Source organism: Stutzerimonas sp. LR2, assembly GCF_055755175.1.
Window position 1 is genome coordinate 1,300,089 of record NZ_JBVTRR010000001.1, and the last position, 25,571, is coordinate 1,325,659.

Genomic DNA, 25,571 nt, shown 5'->3' on the forward strand with positions numbered 1-25,571 from the left:
TCGGCCAGACGAATCGAAGAGACCACGCCCAGGCGTGGTCTTTTTCGTTGTGGGCGTCGTGGGGGTTTGGATGTGATCGGCGATGAAGGTCTGCAAACCTGCAAGCGATACAGACAGGGGCTCTATCGCCCCGACGCCTGACACTGGTCGAAGGCTCACCGCCTCGGCGGCGCTACCTCAAGCGGGTCGGCATGCACCAGCACCTCCGCGTTCGGATAGCGGTCATGAATCGCATTCTCCACCGCCACACACAGATCATGTGCCTGCGACAGCGGCAGTTCACCAGGCAGTTCCAGGTGCAACTGGACGAACCAGCGCGTGCCGGAAACCCGCGTGCGGAAGTCATGGCAACCATGTACCCCGGGCACTTCGCAGACCAGTTGCTGCATCTGTTCGCTGATCTCCGGCGACAGCTCGGTATCCATCAGCACGGCCCCGGCCTCGCGGACGATGCTGATCGCGCTCCAGAAGATGTAGAAGGCGATGGCGATGCCGAACAACGCGTCGGTACGCTCCCAGCCAAAGCTGGCGAGGACCAGCGCGAGCAGGATGCTGCTGTTGAGCAGCAGGTCGGAGCGGTAGTGCAGCGAATCGGCGCGAACGGCGGTGGAACCGGTGATTTTCACCACGTGATGCTGGTAGGTCAGCAGCACGGCGGTCATCACCAGCGAGAAGATCATCACCGCGATGCCTACACCCTGCGCGCCCAACGGTTGCGGATGCAGCAGGCGGTCGACGCCTTGCACGCCGACGAGGATCGCGCTGACGCAGATGAATGCCGCCTGCCCCAGCCCGGCCAGTGCCTCGGCCTTGCCATGGCCGTAGCGGTGATCGTCGTCCGCCGGGCGCAGCGAGTAGTGCACCGCCAGCAGGTTGAGCAGCGAGGCGGCGCCGTCCAGCAGCGAGTCGGTGAGGCCGGCCAGCAGGCTCACCGAGCCGCTCAGCCACCAGGCGACGGCCTTGCTCAGCGCCAGCAGGATGGCCGTCGCCAATGCCGCGGCGGTGGCCCGACGCATGAGCCGGGCGTGGTCGCGATTGATGCTCATCGGCGGCGGCTGTCCCTCGTGGGCATCAGGCGGCCGGGCGCAGGCCGAAGGCGGCCAGCTGCTCGACGCTGCCGTTGTGCTGGATCAGTCGCGGGTCGTCCAGCGGCAGGCTGCGGCCGGTTTCCGCCTCGATGATGGCTTTCAGGCGGGCCTGGTCGATCTGCCCATCTGCGCCGATCGCTTCCTGCAATTTCTCCGGCGCCATGGAGTACTGGTTGTCCGGCAGGTAGATCGCGCCGGTGGCGAAGTCGATGCCGAAGGCGATCAGCCCCGGAATGACATAGAACAGCAGGCCGACGGCGTTGAGCACGGCGACAGCTGGGTCGATGCGGCCTTCGATCTGCCCGCGGCGATCCGGGTAGAACAGCGTGCCGCACGCGGTCAGCTGGGTGAACAGGGAAACGGCCAACACGCCGCCGATGATTCGGTTACGGGTACGCATAAAGACCTCCTGGAAAAGTGGCGCAACTATACAAGGGCTGGATGATGTTTTCTCGACATCAGACCATGCCGCACGCACGGGTGTTCGGCGCCCGGCAGCTTTACCCAGTCCTTACCGAGCATTGACGGAGCCCGGCGCGGCTCAGGCGGATAATCGCGTGGCGATTCCTCTCACTCGGAGTGCACCACCATGTTCGGATCATTGCCCCGCGCCGCGCTCGGCGCGGTCCTTTCCTTCTGCGTTGCAGCGACCGCCCTTGCCGCACCGCCCGGGCCGGGACCGGGGTCGGGGCCGGGAATGCAGCGTGGGCCGGGCGGCCCGGGGCCCTACCCTGCGCCAGGGCCGCGTCATGGGCACGGACTGCCAGCCGGCGCGCGGGAAGTGTGGATCGGCAGCATGCTCTACTTCGTCGCCGCCGGAACCTATTACCTGTGGAATGCCGAGCGCAACGTCTACGAACCCGTCAGCCAGCCGCCGCTGCCGGCCAGCGAGGCCACGCGATATGATGTGATCGCCTATCCGGCCAAGGGCCAGAGTGCCGAGCAGCAGAGCCGCGACCGCTACGAGTGTCATAGCTGGGCGGTCAGCCAGAGCGGTTTCGACCCGGCCAGCGCCCGGACGGCCCCGGCGGCCAGCGTTGCCGACACCTACAAGCGCGCCCTCGGTGCCTGCCTGACCGGACGCGGCTACAGCGTCAACTGATGCGCCCAGCTTCGGGCGGGCGCTTCGGTTGTTGAATCGTCTGCCCGAAGCGAGTGCTCATGAATTCCCTACCGATCGACGAAGTTCTGCCGGCGTTGCGCCAGGCCCTGCAGCAGCGCGACGAAGCTGTGCTCGAGGCGCCGCCCGGCGCCGGCAAGACCACCCGCGTGCCGCTGGCGCTGCTCGGCGAAGCCTGGCTGGCCGGGCAGACCATCATCATGCTCGAACCGCGCCGGCTGGCCGCCCGCGCCGCCGCCGAACGCCTGGCCAGCGAGCTGGGCGAGCGGGTCGGCGAGACGGTGGGCTACCGCATCCGCCTGGACAGCAAGGTCGGGCCGAACACCCGCATCGAGGTGGTCACCGAGGGCATCCTTGCGCGCCGCCTGCAGGACGACCCGGCACTGGAAGGCGTCGGGCTGGTGATCTTCGACGAATTCCACGAGCGCAGCCTGGATGCCGATCTGGCCCTGGCGCTGACGCTCAATGCGCGTCAGCTGCTCCGCGACGAGCCGCTCAAGCTCCTGCTGATGTCGGCGACGCTGGAGGGCCAGCGCCTGTCGGCGTTGCTCGACGAGGCACCGGTGGTGCGCAGCGAGGGGCGCATGCACCCGGTGGAGCAGCGCTGGGGCCGCCCGCTGGCGCCGGGCGAGCGCATCGAGCCGCGGGTGGTGCAGACGGTGCTGCAGGCGCTGCAGGACGAGCGCGGCAGCGTGCTGGTGTTCCTCCCCGGGCAGGCGGAGATCCGTCGGGTGAACGAGGCGCTGGCCGAACAGCTGGAGGGGCGCGGCGACATCCTGCTCTGCCCGCTGCATGGCGAACTGGAGCTGGCCCAGCAGCGTGCGGCCATCGAGCCTGCACCGGCAGGCCTGCGCAAGGTCGTGCTGGCGACCAATATCGCCGAGACCAGTCTGACCATCGAAGGTGTGCGGGTGGTGGTGGACGCCGGGCTGGCGCGGGTGCCGCGCTTCGATCCCGGCAGTGGCATGACCCGCCTGGAAACCCGGCGCATCTCCCGTGCCTCGGCCACGCAACGGGCGGGGCGGGCCGGGCGGCTGGAGCCGGGCGCCTGCTACCGGCTGTGGTCGGAGGAGCAGCACGGGCAGCTGGCGGCCTACGGTGAGGCGGAAATTCTCCAGGCGGACCTTGCCGGCGTCGCGCTGCAGCTGGCGCGCTGGGGCGTCGAGCCGGACGAGCTGGCCTGGCTCGATCGTCCGCCGGCCGCCGCCTACGGTCAGGCGCAGGCCCTGCTGGAGCGCCTCGGTGCGCTGCAGCGCAGCGAGCACGGCGGCTGGCAGCTGACCCGTCACGGCCAGGCGATGGCCGAGCTGCCGGTGCATCCGCGCCTGGCGCACATGCTGCTGCGCGGGCAGGCGTTGGGTGTGGCTGCCTTGGCTGCCGACGTGGCGGCGCTGCTGGTCGAGCGTGACATTCAACCCGGCGGGCAGCGCGGCGGCGGAGCCGATCTCGCTCTGCGCCTGCATCAGTTGCAGGATGGTCGTGGTGCTGGGGTACAGCGCGTCCGGCAACTGGCCCGGCAGTTTCGCAGCTTGCTGCGCGCTGCCGCGGCGGCGCCGGCTGCTGAACTCGATGAGCAACACGCGCTGGCCGCGCTGCTGGCCTTCGCCTATCCGGACCGGGTGGCCCGCCAGCGCCGCGAGGGCGGCGGTGGCTATCGGCTGGCCAACGGGCGCGCGGCGCAGTTCGGCGAGCCGGACCCGCTGATGAAGGAATCCTGGTTGGTGATCGCCGAGCTGGGCAGTCACCAGGGCCAGCGCGAGGAGCGCATCTATCGCGCCGTGGCGCTGGACCCGGCCTTGTTCGAGAGCGCGCTGGCCGAGCAGGTCGCCGTGCGCGACGAGCTGGAATGGGACGAGCGCGAGGGCGTGCTGCGTGCCGAGCGGCAGCGGCGGGTCGGCGAGCTGGTGCTCAGTCGCGAACCGCTGCCGACGCTGGACGAAGAGGCACGTGGCAAGGCGCTGCTCGCTCTGGTGCGGCGCAAGGGGCTGGAACTGCTGGCCTGGACGCCGGAGCTGCGCCAGTGGCAGGCGCGCATTGGCCTGCTGCGCCAGCTCGAGCTGGATGCGGGCGGCATCAGAGACTGGCCGGATGTCAGCGACGCCGCACTGCTGGCACGCCTGGAGGACTGGCTGCTGCCTTATCTGGGCAAGGTCACGCGGCTGGCGCACTTCGCCCAGCTCGATCTCGCCGCGATGCTCGCCACCCTGCTGCCCTGGCCGCTGCCGCAGCGCCTGGAGGAGCAGGCACCGGTGGCCGTCACGGTGCCCTCTGGCTCGCGCATTCGGCTGGACTACAGCGAGCAGCCGCCGGTGCTGGCGGTGCGCCTGCAGGAGCTGTTCGGCCTGGCCGACACGCCGCGTATCGCCGCTGGCCGGCAGGTCGTCAAGCTGCATCTGCTGTCGCCGGCGCGCCGGCCGGTACAGGTCACCCAGGACCTGGCGAGCTTCTGGGCCAATACCTATGCCGAGGTGAAGAAGGATCTGAAGGGGCGCTATCCCAAGCACTACTGGCCGGACGATCCGCTGATCGCCGAGCCCACCGCCAGGGCCAAGCCCCGCGGGCAGTGAGGCTCAGTCGGAGGGCAGGCTGAGGTCTTCGCCGGCCTGGCGCAGCGTTTCGTAGGCCTGATCCAGTGCCTCGACGATGGCTTCGGCGTCTTGCGCATGGCGTGAAACGATGAAGTGGATCGGCACCTGGGTCAGGCGCAGGTAGGGCAGCTCTTCCATGTTCAGGCGCTGCCGGGCCTGCTCCACCGGGATCTGGTAGTCGAGCAGGTAGTCGCCGCGCTTGCGCCGCAGCATTTCCAGGGCCGACAGGTGATTGCTGGTGCGCAGCAGGCGCAGGTCGAGCGCCGGGTTTTCGAGGATCGCGTTGATGTTCGGCCAGTAGCTGTAGCCGCCGATCAGAATCAGCGCCTTGCCGGCCAGATCGTCGGGAATACGCGGCACCGGCGTACCGGCGCGGTGATAGAGGTTGAGGTTGATCTGGCTGAGGGTATGCCGACCCTCCAGCGTATGGGCGGCCAGCTCGGGCTTGCCCTGGGCGCCTGGCCAGAGGTCGATGCTGCCATTCTCCAGCGCCGCATAGAGCCGTGCGCCGGGCAGCGCGCGAAAGTGCACGCCGTAGCCGGCCTGGCGGGCGACACGCCGAGTCAGCTCCGCAAGCTCGCCTCGCGCCGTGCCGTGGGCGTCGGTATAGATGGCGGGAGCGAATTCGTAATAGCCGACGTTGAGAATTCGCTGCGAAGCCATGGCCCCGGCAGACAGACTGCAGAGCAGGGCCACGGCCAGTTGGAAGAATGCTTTCAAGAGATCAATCACTGGCTTGCGCTGGTCCGGCAAGCATGCGCAGGCGTTGCGCTGTTGTCCATGAGGCATCTTGCCGTGACGTGAGGTATGTCCGCTTATCTCGACCTATGCTCAAGGCAAGGCGCAATGTCGCGGGCGAGGAGTACAGGTATGCAGCGCAAGGTGTTCGATCGCAAGGTGTTCAACCGCAAGCTGGTGCTGATCACCGGCGGCTGCGCAGGAATCGGCCGCGCCCTGGCGGTACGCATGGCCCAGGCTGGCGCGCGGCTGGTGATCTTCGATCTGCATCAGGATGCGCTGGATGGCCTGGTGCAGCACCTGGCCGATCACCACAACGCCGAGGCGCTGGGGCTGTGTTGCGACGTCAGCGATGCCGAGGCGGTGCAGCGTGCGGTGACGCTGGTGATCGAGCGTTACGGCGGCATCGACGTGCTGGTCAACAATGCCGGCATCACCCATCGCAGCCCGGTGGCCAACACCAGCCTGGCGGTGTTCCAGCGGGTGATGGCGGTGAATTTCTACGGCGCGCTGCATTGCACCCAGGCGGCACTGCCCAGCCTGATCGCCCGGGACGGGCAGATCATCGTGCTCAGCTCGCTTTCGCAGTATGCCCCTGTGCCCAACCGCGCCGCCTACAACGCCAGCAAACACGCGCTGCACGGGCTGTTCGAGACGCTGCGCGGCGAGCTGAGCGATACCGGGGTGCATGTGATGCTGGTCTGCCCCGGTTACACCGCCACCGACCTGCGCAAGAACGTGCTGGTCGGCGACGGCTCCACCGCGCCGTCGCCGGTGCTGGACATCGGTCGGGTCGCCTCGCCGCAGGATGTCGCCGAGGCGATTTACCAGGGCGCGCTGCGCCGGCGCGCGTTGCTGGTTCATTCCAATCTCGACTGGAAGGCGCGGCTGCTGGCGCGCTGGTGCCCGCGGCTGTACCAGCACCTGCTGCTGCCACGGCTGCTCGGCAGTCGAACCTGATGCTCCGCGGTCACTCGCCGCTGCCGTAGAGTTGCTCCATCAGCGCGGCGTCCCAGTAGGCCGCCTCGATCTTATGACCGTCCAGATCACGGACGAAGCAACCGTAATAGGGCTCGCCATACTCCGGCCGTGGTCCGGGGGCGCCTTCATCGACCGCGCCGGCGGCGATGGCGGCTCGGTGGAAGGCATCCACGGCAGCCTGATCGGCGGCGAAGAAGCCCACATGGGTGCCGTTGCCGACGGAGGCGGTGCCGCCGTCGAAGGGGCGCTGGACCCAGAACTCGGGATATTCGCGGCCCCAGGCGACCGCACCCGGGTGTTCGAGGATGCGTTTGCAGCCGAGGGTGGCGAGGACCTGGTCATAGAAGGCAACCGCCTCGTCGAAGCGATTGCTGCCCAGGGAAATGTGGGAAAGGATGCTGGGGTTCTGTTCGGCCATGGTGCGTTCTCCTTGAATGGCCAAGCAAGCCTAGCAGGCCGTCGACGCCTGACCGCGGGTCCAGCCGAACGGCGTCTCAGCCGGGCTCCGACTGCCTTGCCGGCGGTTCGCTGCAGAGCATGAAGCAGCGGAACAGCATGATGGTCGGCAGCAGTTGCAGCAGGCCGACCACGCCATCCAGCAGCATCGCCGGCAATAGCGGCGGGGTCTCGTCAGCGAACAGCTGAGCGGCGATCCAGACCTCGAGCATCCAGACCGGCAGCAGCACGGTCATCACACAGCCCAGGACCAACAGGAAATGCCCGTGGGTGAGCTGGAAGCTCTGCTTCAGCGCTGCCAGCGGCGTCAGCCCGCGCAGCACCAGCAGGTACTCGGCGAAGGCGATCTTGACCATTACCCAGATGCCCGGCAGCACGAACAGCGAGGCACCGAGCAGGATCAACAGCGTGCCCAGCCCCGAAAGCACGGCCAATGCTGGCCACAATGGCAGCGCCCGGGCATAGACCGCGCCTAGAGCCGGATCATGGCCACGGCTGCGCGCGTCCAGAAAGAGGATCAGCGCGCCGACGTACAGCGGGTAGAAGATCAGGCCCACCAGCAGGTCCAGGGCGGGCGGTGCGTTATCGCCGAGCCAGTGATCGATCCCCAGACGGGTCAGACTTTCCAGCAGGATCAGCGGCAGGCAGAGCCGGACGATGGTCAGGAAGTGGCGGGAGTAGAAAAACCAGGCGTCGCGCAGGATGGCAAGAACGTTCATTGCAGTCCGCAGTCAGGGAGCGTTTCGGGGGCGCCACTGTAACGGATGCGGGCGAGGCGGGACATGCGCGATTTCGCCGTCCATACTGGCGGTCCATTCAGATTTCAGGCCGCCGCGTGAAGAAGATCGCCCTGTTCGCCGATGTGCAGAACCTCTACTACACCGTGCGTCAGGCCCATGGCTGCCACTTCAACTACTCGGCGCTGTGGGCCGACGTCAGCCGGCGCGGCACTATCGTCGAAGCCTATGCCTACGCCATCGAGCGCGGCGATGCGCGGCAGCAGCAGTTTCAGCAGATCCTGCGCAAACTGGGCTTCACGGTGAAGCTCAAACCCTATATCCAGCGCAGCGACGGCTCGGCCAAGGGCGACTGGGACGTGGGTATCACCATCGATGTGCTGGATGCAGCGGCGCGGGTCGACGAGGTGGTGCTGGCATCCGGTGACGGTGATTTCGACCTGCTGCTCGAACGGGTGCGTGCCGGTGGCGCCGAAGCCACAGCCTACGGCGTGCCGGGGCTCACCGCGCAGTCATTGATCCGTGCGGCGACGCGTTACGTGCCGATCGAAGGTGATTTGCTGTTGCGTGGCTGAGATCCGCCGCTTTGAGAAACGGGATTGTCTGCCAACGGGGCGACTCGGAGTTGCCAGTGTAGGGTGGATGACGCTCCACCCATCCACCGCAGCGGAGCCACGCTCGTGGAAAATGCTGCGCAGTTTTCCACCCTACGCCTCCCACTCAGCGGCGCTGTGATCGCAGGGTGGTGACGCTCCACCCAACCAGCGAAACGACGTCAGGCTTTGCCGAGTGCCGCCAGGCGCTTGCGCACCGCCGCTTCGATGCCGGCTGCATCCAGGCCGCATTCGGCGAGCATTTCGCTGGGCTTGGCGTGCTCGACGTAGTAGTCCGGCAGGCCCAGGTGCAGGATCGGTCGCAGCACGCCTTCGGCAGCGAGGAACTCGGCCACCGCACTGCCGGCACCGCCCATGATGCTGTTCTCCTCGACCGTCACCAGCAGCTCGTGGCTGCCCGCCAGTTCGCGCAGCAGGGCTTCGTCCAGCGGTTTGACGAAACGCATGTCGACCACCGTGGCGTCCAGCGCCTCGCCGACCTGCAGCGCCTCGGGCAGCTGTACGCCGAACACCAGCAGCGCCACCTTGCTGCCCTGACGGCGCACCACTGCCTTGCCGATTTCCAGCGGTTCCAGGGCCGGCTCGATGCTGGCGTTGGGGCCGCTGCCGCGCGGGTAGCGCACCGCGGCCGGGCCTTCGAAGTGGTAGCCGGTGGTGAGCATGCGGCGCATCTCGTTCTCGTCGCTTGGGGTCATCACCAGCATGCCGGGGATGCAGCGCAGGTAGGACAGGTCGAAGCTGCCGGCATGGGTCGGACCGTCTTCGCCGACCAGGCCGGCGCGGTCGATGGCAAACAGCACATCGAGGTTCTGCACCGCGACGTCATGGATCAGCTGATCGTAGGCGCGCTGGAGGAAGGTGGAGTAGATCGCCACCACCGGCTTCAGGCCTTCGCAGGCCATGCCGGCAGCCAGGGTGACCGCGTGCTGCTCGGCGATGGCGACGTCGAAGTAGCGGTCCGGATAGCGTTCGCTGAACGCCACCAGGTCGGAGCCTTCCTTCATCGCCGGGGTGATGCCGGTCAGGCGCGGGTCGGCGGCGGCCATGTCGCATAGCCACTGGCCGAAGACGTTGGAGTATTTCGGCCCCGTGGGCTTCTTCGGCGCTGGCGGCGCGCCGACTGGCTCCAGTTTGCTGATTGCATGCCAGGTGATGGGGTCGGCCTCGGCCGGGGCGAAGCCCTTGCCCTTCTTCGTCACCACATGGAGGAACTGCGGGCCGTCGAGGTCGCGCATGTTGCGCAGGGTGGCGATCAGGGTCGGCAGGTCGTGGCCGTCGATGGGGCCGATGTAGTTCCAGCCCAGTTCCTCGAACAGGGTGCCGGGCACCAGCATGCCCTTGGCGTATTCCTCGGTGCGGCGGGCGATTTCCCAGGCGCCTGGCAGGCGCGAGAGGATCTTCTTGCTGCCTTCGCGCATGCTCGAATAGGTGCGGCTGGAGAGGATCTTGGCCAGGTAGTTGGACAGGCCGCCGACGTTGCGCGAGATCGACATGTCGTTGTCGTTGAGCACCACCAGCATGTTGGCGCCGACTTCCGGGGCGTGGTTGAGCGCCTCGAAGGCCATGCCGGCGGTCAGCGCACCGTCGCCGATCACCGCGATGGACTTGCGCTGTTCGCCTTTCAGACGCGCGGCGACCGCCATGCCCAGGGCGGCGCTGATCGAGGTGCTGGAATGACCGACGCCGAAGGTGTCGTACTCGCTCTCGACCCGGCGCGGAAAAGCGGCCAGGCCGTCCTTCTGGCGCAGGGTGCCCATGCGCTCGCGGCGGCCGGTGAGGATCTTGTGCGGATAGGCCTGGTGGCCCACGTCCCAGACCAGCCGGTCGTCCGGTGTGTCGTAGACGTAGTGCAGGGCGATGGTCAGTTCGATCACGCCGAGGCCGGCGCCGAAGTGCCCGCCGGTGCGGCCGACGCTGTACAGCAGCTCCTGGCGCAGTTCGTTGGCAAGCTCTTCGAGTTCCGCCTCGCCCAGTCGGCGCAGCTGCTCGGGGGTCGCCGCTCGGTCAAGAACGGGCGTCGCGGGGCGCACCCGAGGAATCTCATGGAACGTCTTGGGCATCAGGCGGATCGTTGTCGTTGAAAAAAGAGCGGCAGTTTACCCGATGGGCCCCTCGATAAGAACGGCCCCGGGTCCGGTAGGGGTTTGACTGCGATTTCGGCGAAAGGTCAATTGCGCCGTTCGACGATGTAGCGCGCCAGTTCCCGTAGCGGCTCGGCGGCGAAGTCGAAAGGCCGCAGGGCGTGCAGTGCCTGGTCGCGCAGTTCCAGGGCGTAGGCCTTGGCCGCGTCCATGCCGAGCAGGGCCGGGTAGGTCGGTTTGTCCCGGGCGATGTCGGCGCCCTGGTGCTTGCCGAGCGTGGCGGTGTCGCTTTCCACGTCGAGGATATCGTCCTGGACCTGGAAGGCCAGGCCGATGGCGCGTGCATACTGGCTCAGCGAGGCGAGGTTGTCGGCATCGGCACGGCCACTGGCGAGGGCGCCGAGTTGCACGCTGGCCTCGATCAGCGCCCCGGTCTTGTGCCGGTGCATCAGCTCGAGGGCATCGCGATCGAGCTTGAGGCCCACCGAGCCGAGGTCGATGGCCTGGCCGCCGACCATCCCCGCAGGCCCGGCGGCGCGCGCCAGCACGGCGAACATGCGCAGGCGCAGGGCGGCATCCTGCGGGTTGTGGCGTTCCTGGGCCATGGCCTCGAAGGCCAGGCTCTGCAGGCCGTCGCCGGCAAGGATGGCGCAGGCCTCGTCGAAAGCCTTGTGGGTGGTGGGCTGGCCGCGACGCAGGTCGTCGTCGTCCATGGCCGGCAGATCGTCATGCACCAGCGAATAGGCATGGATCAGCTCGACCGCGCAGGCGGCGCCGTCGGCGCTTGCCTTGTCACCATTCAGTGCTTCGCAGGCGGCGTAGACCAGCAGCGGGCGGACGCGCTTGCCACCGTTCATCACGCTGTAGCGCATGGCCTGGTAGAGCCGCTCGAGCTGCGGCAGCGGCGGGACGAAGAGGGCTTCGAGGCAGCCGTCGACGCGCTGCTGACAGCCTTTCTGGTAGTCGCCGATCATCATGCTTCGGGGTCCGACTCGAAGGGGGCTTCCTGCAGGCTGCCGTCGCGTTCCAGCAGGATCTGCACCTTCTGCTCGGCCTGGCTCAGCGCCGCCTGGCAGTCGCGGGTCAGGCCGATGCCCTGTTCGAAGCAGGTCAGCGAGTCTTCCAGCGACAGCTCGCCGCTCTCCAGGCGCTCCACCAGCTGTTGCAGCTCGGCAAGGGATTGTTCGAAATCGAGTGCAGCTTTCTTGCGGGCCATGGCGGGAACCTGTCGTCGGCGGCGAGTCGGAAACGGGCGCGACATTAGCAAAGAAACGCCGGTGGCAGCCACAAGGTTTGCCCGCGTGATGTGTATCAACCTGCGTAGCCCGGCGGGGTGCCCGTCAACCCGCGCCGCCGCTCAGTGGTCCTGCTCGCGCAGTCGCCTTTCCCGTTCGGCGAGCGGCAGCTTCGGACAGCTGTCGCAGAGTTCGCCATCGGCGCGGCGAAAGTGCTGGCAGCACGCCTTGCGCTGCAGGCCCAGGCGCGTACCGCCTTCGGCCAGCGGTACCGCGAGCAGGCCGCTGGCACCGGACATGGCGCAAGCCGCCAGCCAGACGTCAGCCGCCCGGCACAGTTGCAGGTTGCCGCAACCGTCGAGGCGCTGGCTATGCAGCAGTGCGGCCATTACGCAGTCGGCCGCCAGCCGCTGCGCCAGCTTGGGGTGCAGCCCGAGCAGCGGCCCGCTGACGGCCTGGGCCTGTTCACAGAAGCCACGGATCTGGGCGCCGGCATGGCGCAGCAGGCGCTGGGGCTCGCCCTGCAGTGGCTGGTGATCGGGCAGGCAGAACCCAGCGACGAAGCCCTGTTCGACGCCCTGCGCCAGGCCGTCCAGGCACGGGGCCTGGCCGGCCAGGCGCACCGCGAGCACCTGTAGGTAGATGGGCTGCCAGACCAGCAGCGTCCAGCAGCGCGCCGCCCAGTAGTGGCGGCCCGCTTCCGGACTGGCCTCCCGCCAGTGCGCCAGCAGCCTGGCCACAGACTGCGGATGCTTCAGCGTCAGCTCGTCGGCGCGGGGTGCGCCGACCCGGCCATCGAGGCCCGGCAGCACGCGACGCAGGCGCAGCAGCAGGCTGCCCAGCGCATCCATGGGCGGCCAGCGCGCTTCAGCGCTCCGGTGCATAGCGCGCCACGGGGTTCTTCAGGGTGCCCGCGAATTTCAGCGCTCCGGCCGGATCGGCGAGGTCGAGCATCTGCCGGTTGTTGCCCAGCTGCAGGCGGTTCAGGCAGGAGCGGGCGAATTCCTCGGCGAACAGGTCGTAACGGGCGAACTTGTCGCGCAGCTGCGGCTGGCTGGCCTGGTAGTCGGCGATGCAGTCGGCGACCTGCTGCCAGAAGCGCTGCTCCGGCAGGCCGCCCTGTTCGTCGAGAATCTGCGCCAGGTAGCGGAAGAAGCCGTCGAACACGTCGGTGAAGATCGACAGCACCTTGAGCTCGTCCGGCACCGAGACGGCTAGACGGCCGACCGCCTCGGGAATCTTCGCCTCGGCATCGAGGATCACCGCTTCCTCACCGATGTCCTTCATCAGCACGCGGACCGGCACATGGTCTTCCAGCACCAGGATCAGGTTTTCGCCATGGGGCATGAAGACCAGGTCATGGGCATAGAAGCAGTGCAGCAGCGGCTTCAGGTAGGCATTGAGGTACTGCCGCAGCCAGCGGTCGGCGGTGAGTCCCGACGCGCTGATCAGCGTCGGCAGCAGGGCGCGCTCGTCGCCGTCGCTGTGCAGCAGCGCGGCCATGGTCATCAGCCGCTGGCCGGGTTCGATGTGGCCCAGCGGGCTCTCGCGCCAGAGCGCCGAGAGCATCTTGCGGTAGGGGCTGCTGGCCGGCAGCGCCTGCTCGTAGTAAGGGTTGCGATAGCCGATCGCCGCCACCTCGCGCAGCAGCTGGAAGCCGCAGTCGCGCAGCAGCGGGTCGCGCGCCACGCGGCCGGCGAGGTAGGCGTTGATCGCCGGGGTCGCCTGCATGTAATAGGGCGACAGCCCGCGCATGAAGCCCATGTTGAGGATCGACAGGGCGGTCTTCACGTAGCGCCGCTGCGGCTCGCTCTGGTTGAAGAAGGTGCGGATCGACTGCTGCGCCAGGTAACGATCGTTGCTCAGGCCGAGATAGACGATCTGCCGGTTGGCGATCTCCGCGGCGAAACCGATGGCCAGGATGTTGTGCCACTGCCAGGGATGCGCCGGCATCAGCAGATAGTCGTCCGGGTCTAGCTGCAGCGCCTGCAGCTGGTTGTGGAACACGCCGAGCTGGCCACCCAGTTCCTCGCGCAGCAGGGTCGCCTGGTCGAGCCCGTCGATGGCGCTGTAGCTGGCGCGGCTGCGGTGCACGGCGAGCCAGACCAGACGCACCGGGCTGGCGGCTTCCGGCGCGTAGGCGCGGTAATCCTGGGCGTCGAACCCCATCCGCCCGTTGTTGGCGACGAACCCCGGATGCCCTTCGCGCATGCCGGTCTCGATCTGCTGGAAGTCCGACAGGGCCAGCTGGGCGGCGCTCAGCGGGCTGTTGGCGAGCTTGTAGGCGCTGCCGAACAGGGTGCTGCTGATCTCGTCCAGGTAGAGCGGCAGGTTGGCTTCGGAAAGGCCGAGGACGTCGCTGAACTCGATGATGAACACAAGGGCATCCAGCGGCTGTGGTTCCCCGTCGCTGAGCTTTTCGATGGAGTCGGTGGCGATCGACCAGTGATCCAGCGCCAGCCGCCGCGCCCTGAAACGGTACTCGGTCGAGCTGTCCGGCACGGCGACGCGGTAGTGGCTGTCACCCAGCGGCTCGGGGCTGAGCAGCTTCTCGTGGCTGAACTCGGCCAGCGCCTTTTTCAGCAGCAGGCGATTGGCGCGGGCCCAGAGTTCGGCTTGCAGATGGTCGGTGGCCAGGTCGCTGGTAGCGGTCGGCAGGCGTACGAGCTGATTCATTGCGGGTTCTCCTGAAGGGTGGCGAGGAACTGCGCACGGGTGCAGAACGCCAGGCAGGCGTCCTTCTCCGGCAGATGCAGCAGGCACTGGTAGACGAAGCCGACCCGGCGGTTGAGCGCATGTACCTTGGCGTTGCGCGCGTCGGGCTCGACGACGATGCGGCGGGCGAAAGGGTCGGCGAACTGATAGGCGAGGATGCTGCGCATCACCTCCAGGCTGAAGCCGTGCACCGGGCGCTCGCAGGGGGCGAGCAGCAGGTGCATGCCGCGGTCGCCGGGGCGCACCTGATAGTGGTCGGCGAGCCGGTCGTGGGCAGGGTGGTAGCCCTCGAACAGGAAGGCCGGCTCGCCGTTCCACAGGCCGAGGGCGATGTCGCGGTGACTGCTGCGCTGGATCTCGTCAACGTAGTCGGCCAGCTGCGTCAGGCTCATGTGGCCCATGCCCCAGAAGCGCGCGTAGTCGCGGCGCAGCCAGTCCTGCAGCAGCGGCAGGTGCTCGGGTTGCAGGGTTTCGAAGTGCATCGCGCCGAGGGCGCAGTAGCGGACGAAGCGCGGACCGTCCGCGCGGGAAAGAGCGGTGTTCATGGTTTGGCTCCACAGAGAGGCGCCCCGGCCGGTGCCGAAACCAGCAGCCAGCGCAGGGTGCATGCGGTGAGAACGAGGCCCAGCGCCGAGAGCAGGAACGGCGCGGCGAGGCCGGCATCACGTACCACCACGCCGGCCAGCCAGGAGGCGGTGAGTACGCCGAGGTTCTGGAAGATGTTGATCAGGCTGTAGTCGCGGCCGTAGTGCTCCGGCCGGCTGAGGGCGAACAGTCGCGCATCCAGCGCCACGGTGAGCTGGTACAGCGCCCAGCCGAACAGCACGCGCCCGGCCAGCACCAGCGGCATCTGCTCGACACCCTGCAACGCCAGCCCGGCGGCGCCGAGCAGCAGCCAGGCGGTCAGGTGCTGCCCGGCGTGGTAGTGCAGGGCGAGGGCGAGCAGTGCCAGCATGCCGGGAATGGCGTAAACCAAGCCAGTGATCCAGCTGGCCTGTGGTCCGCCGAGCTGTTCCCAGTACAGCGTGAAGAACGGCCGCGCCAGGTAGACGCAGAAATAGAAGGCCAGCATCAGCAGGCACAGTCGGGCAATGGCCAGATGCTCCTCCCGCGGCCTCGGTGGCGTGCTCGCATCGACCCGTGCCGGCTGCGGCGCATGGCGCAACAGCAGCAGGCTGACGGCCATCTGCACGAAGTCCATCAGCCCCATCAGCACGAACATCCGCGCCGGACTGAGGTAGTGCAGCACGCCGCCGCCCAGCGTCGCGCCGGCGATTGCGCCCAGGTGCACCACCACCGAAAGCAGGCCGATGGTGCGTACCTGCTGGTCGGTGCCTACCAGGCCCATGACGTAGGGATACATCAGCAGATAGCTGGCCTTGAAGGCGATCATCGCCAGCGACACCGGCCAGAACAGCCACTGCCGGTCGATGGCCGCACAGGCCAGTGCCAGCACGCCGGCTACCAGCTGACCGAGGATCAGCAGCCGCAGCGGGTGGGCATGGCGTGCCAGGCGCACCCACACGGGCAGTGCGAGCATCGCCACCAGGCACACCGCGGCCAGGTACAGCCCGACCTGCTCGCTGCGCAACTCGCCGAAACGCTCGGCGAAGTATTGCGGGTAGAACGGCATCAGCAGGCTGTCGCCGAGCACGGCCAGCAGCGTCATGCCGATCAGTGCGCGTCGCAGCGTCATCGCGCCGCCACCGCGCCCTGGGGCGTGAGCGGCTGCGGCAGGCTGAACTGCTGGAAGGCGATCTTCGTCTCCACCGCGTAGTGCTCGCGCCCGCAGATCTCGCGCAGGATGCAGGCGTTGCGGTAGCAGCCCATGCCGAGATCCGGCGTCACCAGGCCGTGATCGGCAAGCCCGGCGTTCTGCACGAAGACCTCGCCGCCGTTGCGGTCGATGCTGTAGTTGCGCGCCACGGCGAAGCGCTCCGGCGCCTGCCAGACGATGCGTTCGGCGATCGGCTGGATGAAGCGTGGCAGGCGGTACTGATACCCGCTGGCCATCACCAGCGCCTCGCAGCGGTGCCGGTAGCTCTGCTGCAGTTCGTGCTGGAAGAACTCCAGCTCCAGCGTGCCGTCGGCCAGGCGCTGGCAGCGGCGCAGCTCGGCGTTGGTCAACAGCTGGGTCGGCACCTCGCCCTTGAGGCTCTGGTTGTACAGCTCGTCGTAGATGGCGTTGATCAGCGTACCGTTGATGCCCTTGTACAGGCCCTTCTGGCTGTCGATGAGCTTTTCCCGGGTGCTGCGCGGCAGGCTGTGGAAGTAATCGATGTACTCGGGGCTGGTCATTTCCAGCGTCAGCTTGGTGTATTCCAGCGGGAAGAAGCGCGGCGCGCGGGTGATCCAGTTCAGCTGATAGTCGTGGCGGTCGATTTCCTGCAGCAGGTCGTAGTAGATCTCCGCCGCGCTCTGGCCGCTGCCGACCACGGTGATCGAGCGCTTGCCCTGCAGGCGTGGCTTGTCCTGCAGGTAGTTGCCGCTGTGGCTGACGTGGTCGGCCAGGCCTTCGCAGCAGCTCGGCAGATAGGGCGTGGTGCCGGTGCCGAGTACCAGGCGGCGGGTGAGGAACTCGAAACCCTCGCCGCTGCGCGCATGTACCCCGCGCACGCGGTAGCAGCGACGCTCGTCGAGGTAGTCGACGTGCTGGACGAAATGCCCGAAGCGCAGGCTGTCGAGCTGCTCCACCACCCACTGGCAGTACTGGTTGTATTCGCGGCGCATCAGGAAGAAGTCCTCCTTGATGTAGAAGGCGTACAGCCGCCCGATCTGCTTGGCGTAGTTGAGAAAGCTGAAACGGCTGGTGGGGTCGGCCAGGGTCACCAGATCGGCCATGAACGGCGTCTGCAGGGTGGCGCTGTCGAGCATCATGCCGGGATGCCAGTTGAAGCCCTCGGCGCGGTCGAGGAACAGGCAGTCGAGTCCGTCGATGGGCTCTGCCAGGCAGGCCAGGCCGAGGTTGAACGGGCCGATGCCGATGCCTATGAAGTCGTAGATCTTGTTCATGAGCGATCTCCTACTGGTTGGCGGTCGTCGAGCAGGCGGGCGCCGTGGTCACGAATCAGCTCGACGATGGCGCGCAGGTCGTCCAGCGTGGTTTCCGGGTTGAGCAGGGTGAACTTGAGGTACTGCCGACCCTTGACCACGGTGGCGGCAATGACCGCCGCGCCGGAGCGGAAGATGGCCTTGCGGATCTCGCGGTTGATCTCGTCCAGGCGCTCGTCCGCCACGCCTGCGGCGACGAAGCGGAACACCAGCGTGCTCAGGCGCGGGGCGAAGACCTCGAAGGCCGGGTCGTCGGCGAGCAGGCGATGGGTGTCGGCGGCGCGGTCGATGACTTCCTCGAACATCGCGCCGAGATGCTCGGCACCGAGGATGCGCAGGGTCAGCCAGAGCTTCAGCGCGTCGAAGCGGCGGGTGGTCTGGATGCTCTTGTTGACCAGGTTCGGCGTGCCCTCGCGGGTCTGGCTGCGCGGGTTGAGGTAGTCGGCGTGGTGGGTGATGTAGCTCAGTTGCTGACGCTGGCGAACGAAGAAGCCGCTGCAGCTGACCGGCTGGAAGAACGACTTGTGGTAGTCCACGGTGACCGAGTCGGCGTGTTCGATGCCGGTCAGCCAGCCGCGGTAGCGCGGCGCGACCAGCAGGCCGCCGCCATAGGCCGCATCGACGTGCAACCAGACGCCGTAGTGCTGGCACAGCGCGGCGATCTCCGGCAGCGGGTCGATGCTGCCGAAGTCGGTGGTGCCGGCGGTGGCGACCACGGCCATGGGCAGCTCGCCCAGGCGCTGACAGTCCGCCAACGCCTGGGCCAGCGCCGGCACGCTCATGCATTGGGCACTGTCGGTTTCGATGCTGCGCACGGCGTCGTAGCCCAACCCCAGCAGCGCGGCGGATTTCTGCACGCTGAAGTGGCTGGCGCGGGAGGCGAAGATGCGCAGTCGGCCCGCGTCCGGCGGTAGCCCGTGCTGGAGGTTGCCGCCGTGGCCGGGCAAGCGGTTGCAGACGTGCTCACGGGCCAGCAGCAGCCCCATCAGATTGGACTGGGTGCCGCCGCTGGTGAAGACGCCGTCGGCCTGACTGCCGAGGCCGATGCGCGCGCAGGTCCAGTCGATCAGGCGTTGTTCGATCAGCGTGCCGCCGGCGCTCTGGTCCCAGGTGTCGAGCGAGGAATTGAGCGATGACACCAGCACTTCGGCGAGCAGCGCCGGCAGCACCACCGGGCAGTTGAGATGGGCGACGTAGCGCGGATGGTGGAAATACACCGCGTCGCGCAGATAGAGCTGATCCAGCTCGCGCAGCGCGGCGCCGGCGTCGCCCAGCGGGCGCTCGAGATCGACGCGTTCGAAGTCGGCTGCCAGCTCCTGCGGAAGGATGCCGCTGAACGGCTGCTGCTGGCGCTGCAGGCACTGCTGCACCAGGTTCAGACCCTGCTGCAGGAGCCGGCGGTAGTCATCATGATTGCTGCGGGTGAACAGCCCGTTGCTGGCGGGGCCGGGGGCGAAGGGCACTACGGTACTGGACGGGGTCATGCACATTCCTCGGGCCGAGCGCGGCCGCGACCCGGAGCGGGCCGTTTTCGCGGCGTCGGTGGTTTCTTGTCTGGCGGCGTGGCCGCACGAAAGCATCTGCGAGGATGCCGTTTAATCGAGAATTACTCTCAATTGCGCAAGGGCACAGGCAAGACGAATCAGCGCGGAAAAACCATTACGGGTGACAGAAAAAAAATTACGGCCGCTCCAGCCGCTGGCGCGCCTTGGCCAGCTGAGCGATCACGGTGTTCACCGAAATGCCCAGGCGCTCGGCGATCTCCGCCTGGCTGAGCCCTTCCAGCCGCGCCAGTTCGAACACCTGGCGACAGCGTGGCGGCAAGTCGTCGAGCTGGCGCAGGACGCATCGCAGCGCGCACTGGTGTTCCACCAGCCCGCAGGGGTCGGCCTGCACGGCCTCGATCAGTTCCAGCGGTGCCTCGTCGCCGGCACCGACAAGCGCGCGATGGCGCAGGGCATCACGCAAGAGATTGGTGGCGATGCGAAAGAGATAGGCCTTGGGGTTGGCGAGGCTCTGCTCGGGCATGACCTGCGCCAGTTTCAGCCAGGCATCCTGGGCCAGGTCCTCGGCCAGTGCTCGGCAGCCGCCGAGGCGAGTCAGATGGGCTACCAGCCGTTGGCGGTGATGGACATAGCATTGCAGACAGGCATCGGGAATCTTGTTGTTGTCGCGCATGGGTGCGTGCCACCGGGAGGGGGCACGAACCTAACTCAGATGCGAACGCTTCGCAATTGCAGGCGCTTTGCCGCTATCGATGCCGATCAGCCGTCCAGCGGCAGCTGCAGGTTGACCGGCCGGCCATTCAGCTGCAGACGGCACTGCGCTGCTGGCTGCGGTCGCGCATAGTGGAAGCCTTGCAGGCTGGGGCAGCCGTTGAGGCGCAGGAAGGCCGCCTGACGCTCGTTCTCCACCCCTTCGGCCACCACATGCAGCCCAAGGTGGCTGGCCATGGTGAGGATGCCCCGCACCAGGGCTACCGATTGCTCGCTGTCCGGCAGCCCGCTGACGAATTCACGGTCGATCTTGATACCGTCGAAGCGGAAGCGCTGCAGGTACGTCAGCGAGGCATAGCCGGTGCCGAAGTCATCGAGCAGCAGTGGCAAACCGGCGGCCTTGAGACGGCTGAGGGTCTGTTGCACATGCTCGTCGGCCTCCAGCAGCGCGCTTTCGGTGATCTCCAACTCCAGCATGTCGGGCGACGCACCCTCTTCGGCGAGGATCGCCAGCAGGCTGCCCGCCAGATCGGCCTGGCGGAAGTCCAGCGGCGACAGGTTGATCGCGATGCGAAGCGGATGGCCTATGGCGTGCCAGCGGCAGGCCTGGCGGCAGGCCTCTCGGACCACCCAGCGGGTCGCCTCGATGATCATGCCGCTCTCTTCCAGCACCGGGATGAACTCTCCGGGCGGTACCAGTCCGCGCTCCGGCGAATTCCAGCGCAGCAGCGCTTCCATGACTTCGGGCTCGCCCTGGGCGTTGACCTGGGCCTGGTAATGCAGCACGAACTCGTCCCGGTCCAGCGCCCGGCGCAGAGCCTGCTCGAGGGCGCGGCGGCCGGCGGCGGCATCGCTGAGCGCCTCGTTGTAGAACACCGTGCAGTTGCGGCCGGCATCCTTGGCCGCATACAGGGCGAGGTCCACCTGTTTGAGCAGGTCGCTGGCACTGTGCCGGCCGTCGCTGATGGCAACGCCGATGCTCGGGCTGACGTAGCACTCGTACTGGCCGATGCGCACCGGCGGCTGGAAGCCTTCGATGATGCACTGGGCCAGCTGCTCGGCGCGGACGTGGTCGCTGCCGTCGAGCAGCAGCATGAATTCGTCGCCACCGCTGCGCGACAGCAGCGCATGCTCGGGCATCAGCCGGCCCAGGCGGTCGCCGATCTGCACCAGCAGCTTGTCGCCGATCTCGTGGCCGAGGCTGTCATTGATGCGCTTGAAGTGGTCCAGGTCGAGGTAGAGCAGCGTCAGCGGCAGGCGCGCCGCGAGCAGCTGTTCGAGGCGCTGCACCAGGTAGTTGCGATTGGCCAGCTGCGTCAGCGGATCGAAGTGGGCAAGAAAGCGCAGACGCTGTTCGGCGCGCAGGCGGTCGCTGATGTCGCGCAGCAGCACGAGGAAATGGCGAACGCCGTAGCGCTGGAATGGCGTGCAGCTGATCTCCAGTGGCACCTCCCGATCATGACGGCGACCGGTCAGCTCCAGCGGCGTGTTCGCCGGGGTGCTCAGCAGCCGGGTGGTGGCATCGCTTTCCAGCAGGCGATCACTCGGCAGGTTGCCCAACAGCTCCGCCGGAGTACAGCCGAACAGCGCTGCTGCCGCAGGGTTGGCCTGCAGCACGCGCAGCTCGCGGTCGACCACCAGCATGCCGATCGGCGCGGTGTCCACCAGGTCGCGGAACAGCTGCTCGCTTTCGCTGAGCGCCAGCTGGCGCTCGTGCAGCTGGTTCATCATCTGATTGAGGGTTCTGGCCAGCCGGCCGATCTCGTCGCGGCCGCCGACCGACAGGTTCTGCGGTTGCTGATCGATGGCGAACTGGCGTGCGGCCTGGTCGATGCGGGCCAGGCGGCGCGTCAGCAGGCGGCCATAGAGGCGGTTGAGGATCAATCCGAGCAGCAGCAATAGGGTCAGCGTCTGCGCCAGGTAGAACCAGGCCTCGCGCTTGGTCTGCGCCAGCATCGGCGCGAAGTCGTACTCCACCAGCAGCGCTTCGCGCAGCGGCGTGCCGTCCTGGGCGACGCGGTCCAGCGGGTAGATCGCCAGCTGCCTGGAGCCTTCGCCGAACCAGCCCGCGCGGCCGCCGTTCACCTGTTTCGCGAGTTCGCCGGCATCGATCAGCGTCAGGCGCTCGGGGGACAGACCCAGCTGGGTCGTGGCGATCACCTGTAGGCTGCGGTCGATCACCATCGCCCAGCGCACACCTTCCAGGCTGGCCAGATCGGCCAGCTCGGTTTCCAGCTCGGCGTTGCGGCCGAGGCGGCGATGATCGCTCAGGCTGCTCTGCAGCAGGGCAAGATGCTGCGAGGTGTGATTGCGCCAGCCGGCGAGGGTTTCCTCGATACGGGTCGGCAGGTGCCAGGCGGTCAGCATGACCGTGAACAGCAGACCGAAGATGCCCAGCAGCAGGGGTATTGATCGACGCAGCGACAACCTTGTCAGCATATTGGGCCCTCGCAGCGAGCGATCAGATTGGCTGGGTTCGAACCGTTGAGCAGCCGGCGTTCGCGCAGATACTGGCTGAGCTGGCCGATGCTCTGCTGCAACTGGCCCTCGTCGAACCACTCACGGTTGACGGCGCGATCACCCATCAACAGGCCGTCGAGGGTGACCTGCAGTGCCATCGGCGTCAGGCCCAGGCGCGCATGCAGGCGCGGATCGGTTTCGCCGCGATTGTCCTGCCAGGTGCGCAGCGCATCGAACCAGAGGGCCCGGAGGCGCCGACGCTGCTCGCGGGTGACGCGTTGCCGGTCGACCACCAGTACGTCGACGATCTCGCCCGGCAGCTGGCGGCTGTCGAAGATGCGCCGGGCGCCCTTGCTTTCCAGCGCCGGGCCCTCCGAAGCGAAGGTGATGACAGCGTCGACTTCGCCGGCGGCGAAGGCGGCGGCCTGCTCATGCACCGGCAGGCTGACCACCTGCAGATCGTCGATCCGCAGCCCGGCCTGATCCAGCACGCGGGACAGGAAGTAGGCGCCCAGCGCAGTGTTTTCGACGCCGATGCGCTGGCCGGCCAGGTCCTTGAGATTGGTCAGCGGCGCGCGGGCGAACAGCGCATCGGCGCCAGCTGAGACGTTGGTGACCAGAATGATCTCCAGGTCGAGCTCCGCCGCGCTGTCCTGCAGCAGCAGCGTTTCGTCGAGGGTGAGCATGGCGGCGTCCAGCATGCCGTTGCGAAAGCCGCGCAGCACACCTGTGGTGTTCGGGTATTCCACCAGACGGATGCCACTGGGGGCAGTCCAGCCCAGATCGTCCGCCAGATAGATCGGCGCATAGCCAAGCCAGCGGTTGCTGCCGATACGGATCGAATCCGATTCGGGCTGGCAGCCGAGCAAGGCGACAAACAACAGCAAGAGGATTGAGCCCCGAACCATGCGATCACTCCGTGATACCTGTTAGCCACCATAGCGAAACCGTACGGTCACGGGAATCCCTTCGAAAGCAGGGGATATAGGCGCGACGTATCGGCGGTGCGCTGAATCGCATCAGCGACGCTCGTCTGCAGCGGCACCGTGCTCAACTCCGGCAAGTGGCACGGGCATAGTCGGTGATCAACCTGGGCAGGTTTTCCAGGGCCTCGGTGCTCTGGGCGGCACCGATCTGCAGGGCCTCCTTGGGCATGCCGAAAACCACGCAGCTGGCTTCGTCCTGGGCCACGGTGCGGGCACCGGCCTCGCGCATGTTCAGCAGGCCGCGTGCGCCGTCGTCGCCCATGCCGGTCATGATGATGCCCAGCGCGTTGTGCCCGGCGTGCCGCGCCACCGAGCGAAACAGCACATCCACCGAGGGTTTGTGGCGGTTGACCGGCGGCCCGTCGAGCACTTCGACGAAATACTGCGCGCCGCTGCGCTTGAGCTGCATGTGCCGCCCGCCGGGCGCGACCAGCGCCAGCCCGGCGCGCACGCGATCGAGGTGGCGCGCCTCGCGCACTTCGATCTGGCACAGGTTGTTCAGGCGCTGGGCGAAGGCTGCGGTGAATTTCTCCGGCATGTGCTGGACGATGACGATGCCCGGGCTGTCCGCCGGCAACTGGCGCAGTACCAGTTCCAGTGCCTGCGTACCGCCGGTCGACGTGCCAAGCGCGATGACACGATCGGTGGTGGTCAGCCCCGCCGCCGGCGATGGCTCTCGGGACGGGCTGCTGGGTTTCGGTTGCGCACGCACGGCGGCGCGCGGCCGGCTGCGGGCTGCCTGTTCGATCTGCCGGATCAGCTCGCTGGAGAGCTGCTGCAGGCTTTCCTTGAGGCCCAGCCTGGCCTTGGTGAACACACCGACGGCTCCGGCTGCCAGCGCTTCCAGGGTGATCGCCGCACCGGCCTCGGTGAGGGTCGAGCAGATGATCGCCGGTGTCGGTCGTTCAGCCATGATCTTGCGCAGAAAGGTGATGCCGTCCATGCGCGGCATTTCCACGTCCAGCACCAGCACGTCCGGCCAGTCGCGCTGCATCTTCTCCAGAGCGAACAGTGGGTCGGCAGCCTGGCCGATGACCTGGATGCCGGGGTGACGATCCAGGCAGGCGGTCAGTACCTGGCGCACCAGCGCGGAGTCGTCAACGATGAAGACTTTGATCATGAGCGACTCCTGGGCGGCAAGACGCGGTTCGGCCCGGTGCGTCGGAACGTCGCGGAGGGGGCTGAGCGGCTCATAGACGCTCGAATACCGAAGGCGCCAGACCGCGCAGCGGCAAGCCGAAGCCGTGCACGCTTTCGGCGTGGCCGATCAACAGCAGACCGCCCGGGCGCAGGTGCTGCAACAGACGAGCCGTGATGGCGCGCTTGTCGTCGGCGGTGAAGTAGATCAGCACGTTGCGCAGCAGGATCAGGTCCATCGGTTCGAGATCCTGCGGCAGCGGCCGCATGAGGTTGATCTCGCGAAAGCTGACCCGCTCGCGCAGCGCCTGGCTGATACGAAAGTTGCCATCCTGGGCGCCGACGCCACGCAGGCAGTGGCGCTTGAGCCAGCCGGGTGGGAAAGCGTCGGTATCGGTCATCGGATAGACCGCCTCGCGAGCCTTGTGCAAAACGCTCTGGCTCAGGTCACTGGCAAGGATCGACCAGTCGGAGCTGGCGTGCTCGGCCAGTACCATGGCCAGGCTGTAGGGCTCTTCGCCGCTGGAGCAGGCGGCGCTCCAGCAGCGCAGCGGCCCGCTGCGGCGTGCCAGCCACTGGGCGAGAAAGCGGAAGTGCTGCGGCTCGCGGAAGAAGTAGGTTTCGTTGGTGGTCAGCAGGTCGACCACCAGCCGCCGCTCGACCTGCTGCTCCGGTGCGCGCAGCAGATCCAGATACTGCGCATAGTCGCGCAGGCCCAGCGCCCTGAGCCGGCGCATCAGCCGGCCGGCCACCAGCGGGCGCTTGCCTTCGCTCATGCGTATGCCGGAAGCCTCGGCCATCATCTTCTGCAGATAGCGGAACTCCCGATCGCCCAGCGACGGCAGGTGGGACGTCGTCACTTCAGCCTGCCAGCGCCATGGCGCGATTGAGTTGCAGGATGTCGTCCAGCGAGAGCACCCGGCGCACGTCGAGAATGATGGTGAAGCCCTGTTCGTTGCGCGCCATGCCGGCGATGAAGTCGGTGCGGATGCCGGTGCCGAAGGGCGGCGCCGGCTCGACTTCATGCCCTTCGATGTCCAGCACCGCATCCACCGCATCGACCACCAGGCCAATGCGCTGCTGCACCTCGTTGAGCTCCAGTTCGATGATCACGATGCAGGTGCGCTTGCCCGCGGCGGTGCGCTCCATGCCGAAGCGCGCCGCCAGGTCCAGCACAGGCACCACGTTGCCGCGCAGGTTGATTACCCCGTGGATGCACGCAGGCATCATCGGCACGCTGGTGATCTGGCCGTACTCGATGATTTCCCGGACCAGCTCGATCGGCAGGGCATAGCGCGCCTGGCGAACCCGGAACGAGAGGTGCTGGATGCTGTGCTCGGTGTTGGCGATCTGGTTCATGCGCGCACC

24 protein-coding genes are annotated in these 25,571 nt (G+C 67.4%); 4 read left to right on the forward strand and 20 right to left on the reverse strand.

Going from position 1 to position 25,571, the window contains the following annotated elements; translation table 11 throughout:
- Nucleotides 1-155 precede the first annotated feature (155 nt).
- Both ACVRRC_RS05980 and ACVRRC_RS05985 read right to left on the reverse strand, forming a co-directional pair.
- On the reverse strand, nt 156-1,046 hold the full coding sequence (locus ACVRRC_RS05980; protein ID WP_011914730.1) for a cation diffusion facilitator family transporter: 891 nt from the start codon (nt 1,044-1,046) through the stop codon (nt 156-158).
- Nucleotides 1,047-1,071: 25 nt separating this feature from the next.
- A complete protein-coding gene (locus ACVRRC_RS05985) occupies nt 1,072-1,488 on the reverse strand; it encodes a polyribonucleotide nucleotidyltransferase (protein WP_239330524.1) in 417 nt (138 codons plus the stop codon).
- Nucleotides 1,489-1,677: 189 nt separating this feature from the next.
- Between ACVRRC_RS05985 and ACVRRC_RS05990 the strand changes: the two genes are divergently transcribed.
- Complete coding sequence (locus tag ACVRRC_RS05990) at nt 1,678-2,190, forward strand: hypothetical protein (RefSeq protein WP_472996739.1); 513 nt, start codon at nt 1,678-1,680, stop codon at nt 2,188-2,190.
- Nucleotides 2,191-2,249: 59 nt separating this feature from the next.
- The gene (gene hrpB, locus ACVRRC_RS05995) at nt 2,250-4,775 is read left to right on the forward strand and encodes an ATP-dependent helicase HrpB (protein WP_472996740.1); all 2,526 of its coding nucleotides are present in this window, start codon (nt 2,250-2,252) and stop codon (nt 4,773-4,775) included.
- Nucleotides 4,776-4,778: 3 nt separating this feature from the next.
- Here the strand turns inward: hrpB and ACVRRC_RS06000 are convergent, their stop codons facing one another.
- Nucleotides 4,779-5,585 (reverse strand): substrate-binding periplasmic protein, encoded by an 807-nt coding sequence (locus ACVRRC_RS06000; RefSeq protein WP_043942268.1) that lies wholly within the window; start codon nt 5,583-5,585, stop codon nt 4,779-4,781.
- 81 nt (nt 5,586-5,666) lie between these two features.
- Here ACVRRC_RS06000 and ACVRRC_RS06005 point away from each other — a divergent pair, with 81 nt between their 5' ends.
- Nucleotides 5,667-6,494 carry an SDR family oxidoreductase gene (locus tag ACVRRC_RS06005; RefSeq protein ID WP_014597790.1) on the forward strand — a complete coding sequence of 276 codons (828 nt, stop codon included), beginning with the start codon at nt 5,667-5,669 and terminating at the stop codon, nt 6,492-6,494.
- A gap of 10 nt (nt 6,495-6,504) precedes the next feature.
- Here the strand turns inward: ACVRRC_RS06005 and ACVRRC_RS06010 are convergent, their stop codons facing one another.
- Nucleotides 6,505-6,933: a VOC family protein gene (locus tag ACVRRC_RS06010; protein ID WP_011914724.1), complete on the reverse strand. Its 429-nt coding sequence runs from the start codon at nt 6,931-6,933 to the stop codon at nt 6,505-6,507.
- A gap of 76 nt (nt 6,934-7,009) precedes the next feature.
- Nucleotides 7,010-7,690, reverse strand: a complete 681-nt coding sequence (locus ACVRRC_RS06015) for a YciC family protein (RefSeq protein ID WP_019405380.1) — start codon at nt 7,688-7,690, stop codon at nt 7,010-7,012.
- 116 nt (nt 7,691-7,806) lie between these two features.
- On the opposite strand from ACVRRC_RS06015, the gene ACVRRC_RS06020 reads away from it, so the two are divergent.
- Nucleotides 7,807-8,283 carry a LabA-like NYN domain-containing protein gene (locus tag ACVRRC_RS06020; protein ID WP_084900020.1) on the forward strand — a complete coding sequence of 159 codons (477 nt, stop codon included), beginning with the start codon at nt 7,807-7,809 and terminating at the stop codon, nt 8,281-8,283.
- 200 nt (nt 8,284-8,483) lie between these two features.
- On the opposite strand, the gene dxs is transcribed toward ACVRRC_RS06020, so the two are convergent.
- The 15 genes from dxs to ACVRRC_RS06095 form a co-directional block, all read right to left on the reverse strand.
- Complete coding sequence (gene dxs / locus ACVRRC_RS06025; protein WP_019405379.1) at nt 8,484-10,382, reverse strand: 1-deoxy-D-xylulose-5-phosphate synthase; 1,899 nt, start codon at nt 10,380-10,382, stop codon at nt 8,484-8,486.
- A 107-nt stretch (nt 10,383-10,489) separates the two neighbouring features.
- The gene (locus ACVRRC_RS06030; RefSeq protein ID WP_011914720.1) at nt 10,490-11,377 is read right to left on the reverse strand and encodes a polyprenyl synthetase family protein; all 888 of its coding nucleotides are present in this window, start codon (nt 11,375-11,377) and stop codon (nt 10,490-10,492) included.
- Nucleotides 11,377-11,619: an exodeoxyribonuclease VII small subunit gene (locus ACVRRC_RS06035; RefSeq protein WP_003283056.1), complete on the reverse strand. Its 243-nt coding sequence runs from the start codon at nt 11,617-11,619 to the stop codon at nt 11,377-11,379. The genes ACVRRC_RS06030 and ACVRRC_RS06035 overlap by 1 nt, the downstream gene beginning before the upstream one ends.
- A gap of 141 nt (nt 11,620-11,760) precedes the next feature.
- Complete coding sequence (locus ACVRRC_RS06040) at nt 11,761-12,522, reverse strand: siderophore ferric iron reductase (RefSeq protein WP_472996741.1); 762 nt, start codon at nt 12,520-12,522, stop codon at nt 11,761-11,763.
- Entirely contained in the window at nt 12,506-14,314 is a 1,809-nt protein-coding gene (locus ACVRRC_RS06045; protein ID WP_472996742.1) for an IucA/IucC family protein, read from the reverse strand. The genes ACVRRC_RS06040 and ACVRRC_RS06045 overlap by 17 nt, the downstream gene beginning before the upstream one ends.
- Nucleotides 14,311-14,898 (reverse strand): GNAT family N-acetyltransferase, encoded by a 588-nt coding sequence (locus tag ACVRRC_RS06050; protein WP_017246493.1) that lies wholly within the window; start codon nt 14,896-14,898, stop codon nt 14,311-14,313. Before ACVRRC_RS06050 ends, ACVRRC_RS06045 begins: the two co-directional genes overlap by 4 nt.
- Complete coding sequence (locus ACVRRC_RS06055) at nt 14,895-16,049, reverse strand: MFS transporter (RefSeq protein WP_110775839.1); 1,155 nt, start codon at nt 16,047-16,049, stop codon at nt 14,895-14,897. The genes ACVRRC_RS06050 and ACVRRC_RS06055 overlap by 4 nt, the downstream gene beginning before the upstream one ends.
- Nucleotides 16,046-17,365 (reverse strand): lysine N(6)-hydroxylase/L-ornithine N(5)-oxygenase family protein, encoded by a 1,320-nt coding sequence (locus ACVRRC_RS06060; RefSeq protein WP_019405373.1) that lies wholly within the window; start codon nt 17,363-17,365, stop codon nt 16,046-16,048. The genes ACVRRC_RS06055 and ACVRRC_RS06060 overlap by 4 nt, the downstream gene beginning before the upstream one ends.
- A complete protein-coding gene (locus ACVRRC_RS06065; RefSeq protein WP_472996743.1) occupies nt 17,362-18,888 on the reverse strand; it encodes a pyridoxal phosphate-dependent decarboxylase family protein in 1,527 nt (508 codons plus the stop codon). Before ACVRRC_RS06065 ends, ACVRRC_RS06060 begins: the two co-directional genes overlap by 4 nt.
- 196 nt (nt 18,889-19,084) lie before the next feature.
- Entirely contained in the window at nt 19,085-19,582 is a 498-nt protein-coding gene (locus ACVRRC_RS06070) for an RNA polymerase sigma factor (protein WP_017246489.1), read from the reverse strand.
- 86 nt (nt 19,583-19,668) lie between these two features.
- Complete coding sequence (locus ACVRRC_RS06075) at nt 19,669-22,059, reverse strand: EAL domain-containing protein (RefSeq protein ID WP_408102999.1); 2,391 nt, start codon at nt 22,057-22,059, stop codon at nt 19,669-19,671.
- Nucleotides 22,053-22,988 carry an ABC transporter substrate-binding protein gene (locus tag ACVRRC_RS06080; protein WP_019405370.1) on the reverse strand — a complete coding sequence of 312 codons (936 nt, stop codon included), beginning with the start codon at nt 22,986-22,988 and terminating at the stop codon, nt 22,053-22,055. The genes ACVRRC_RS06075 and ACVRRC_RS06080 overlap by 7 nt, the downstream gene beginning before the upstream one ends.
- Before the next feature lie 142 nt (nt 22,989-23,130).
- Nucleotides 23,131-24,186 carry a protein-glutamate methylesterase/protein-glutamine glutaminase gene (locus tag ACVRRC_RS06085; protein ID WP_019405369.1) on the reverse strand — a complete coding sequence of 352 codons (1,056 nt, stop codon included), beginning with the start codon at nt 24,184-24,186 and terminating at the stop codon, nt 23,131-23,133.
- 70 nt (nt 24,187-24,256) lie between these two features.
- Complete coding sequence (locus tag ACVRRC_RS06090; RefSeq protein WP_061372972.1) at nt 24,257-25,063, reverse strand: CheR family methyltransferase; 807 nt, start codon at nt 25,061-25,063, stop codon at nt 24,257-24,259.
- A gap of 1 nt (nt 25,064) precedes the next feature.
- Nucleotides 25,065-25,562, reverse strand: coding sequence for a chemotaxis protein CheW (locus tag ACVRRC_RS06095; RefSeq protein ID WP_017246051.1), 498 nt, complete (start codon nt 25,560-25,562; stop codon nt 25,065-25,067).
- Between the last annotated feature and the right edge of the window lie 9 nt (nt 25,563-25,571).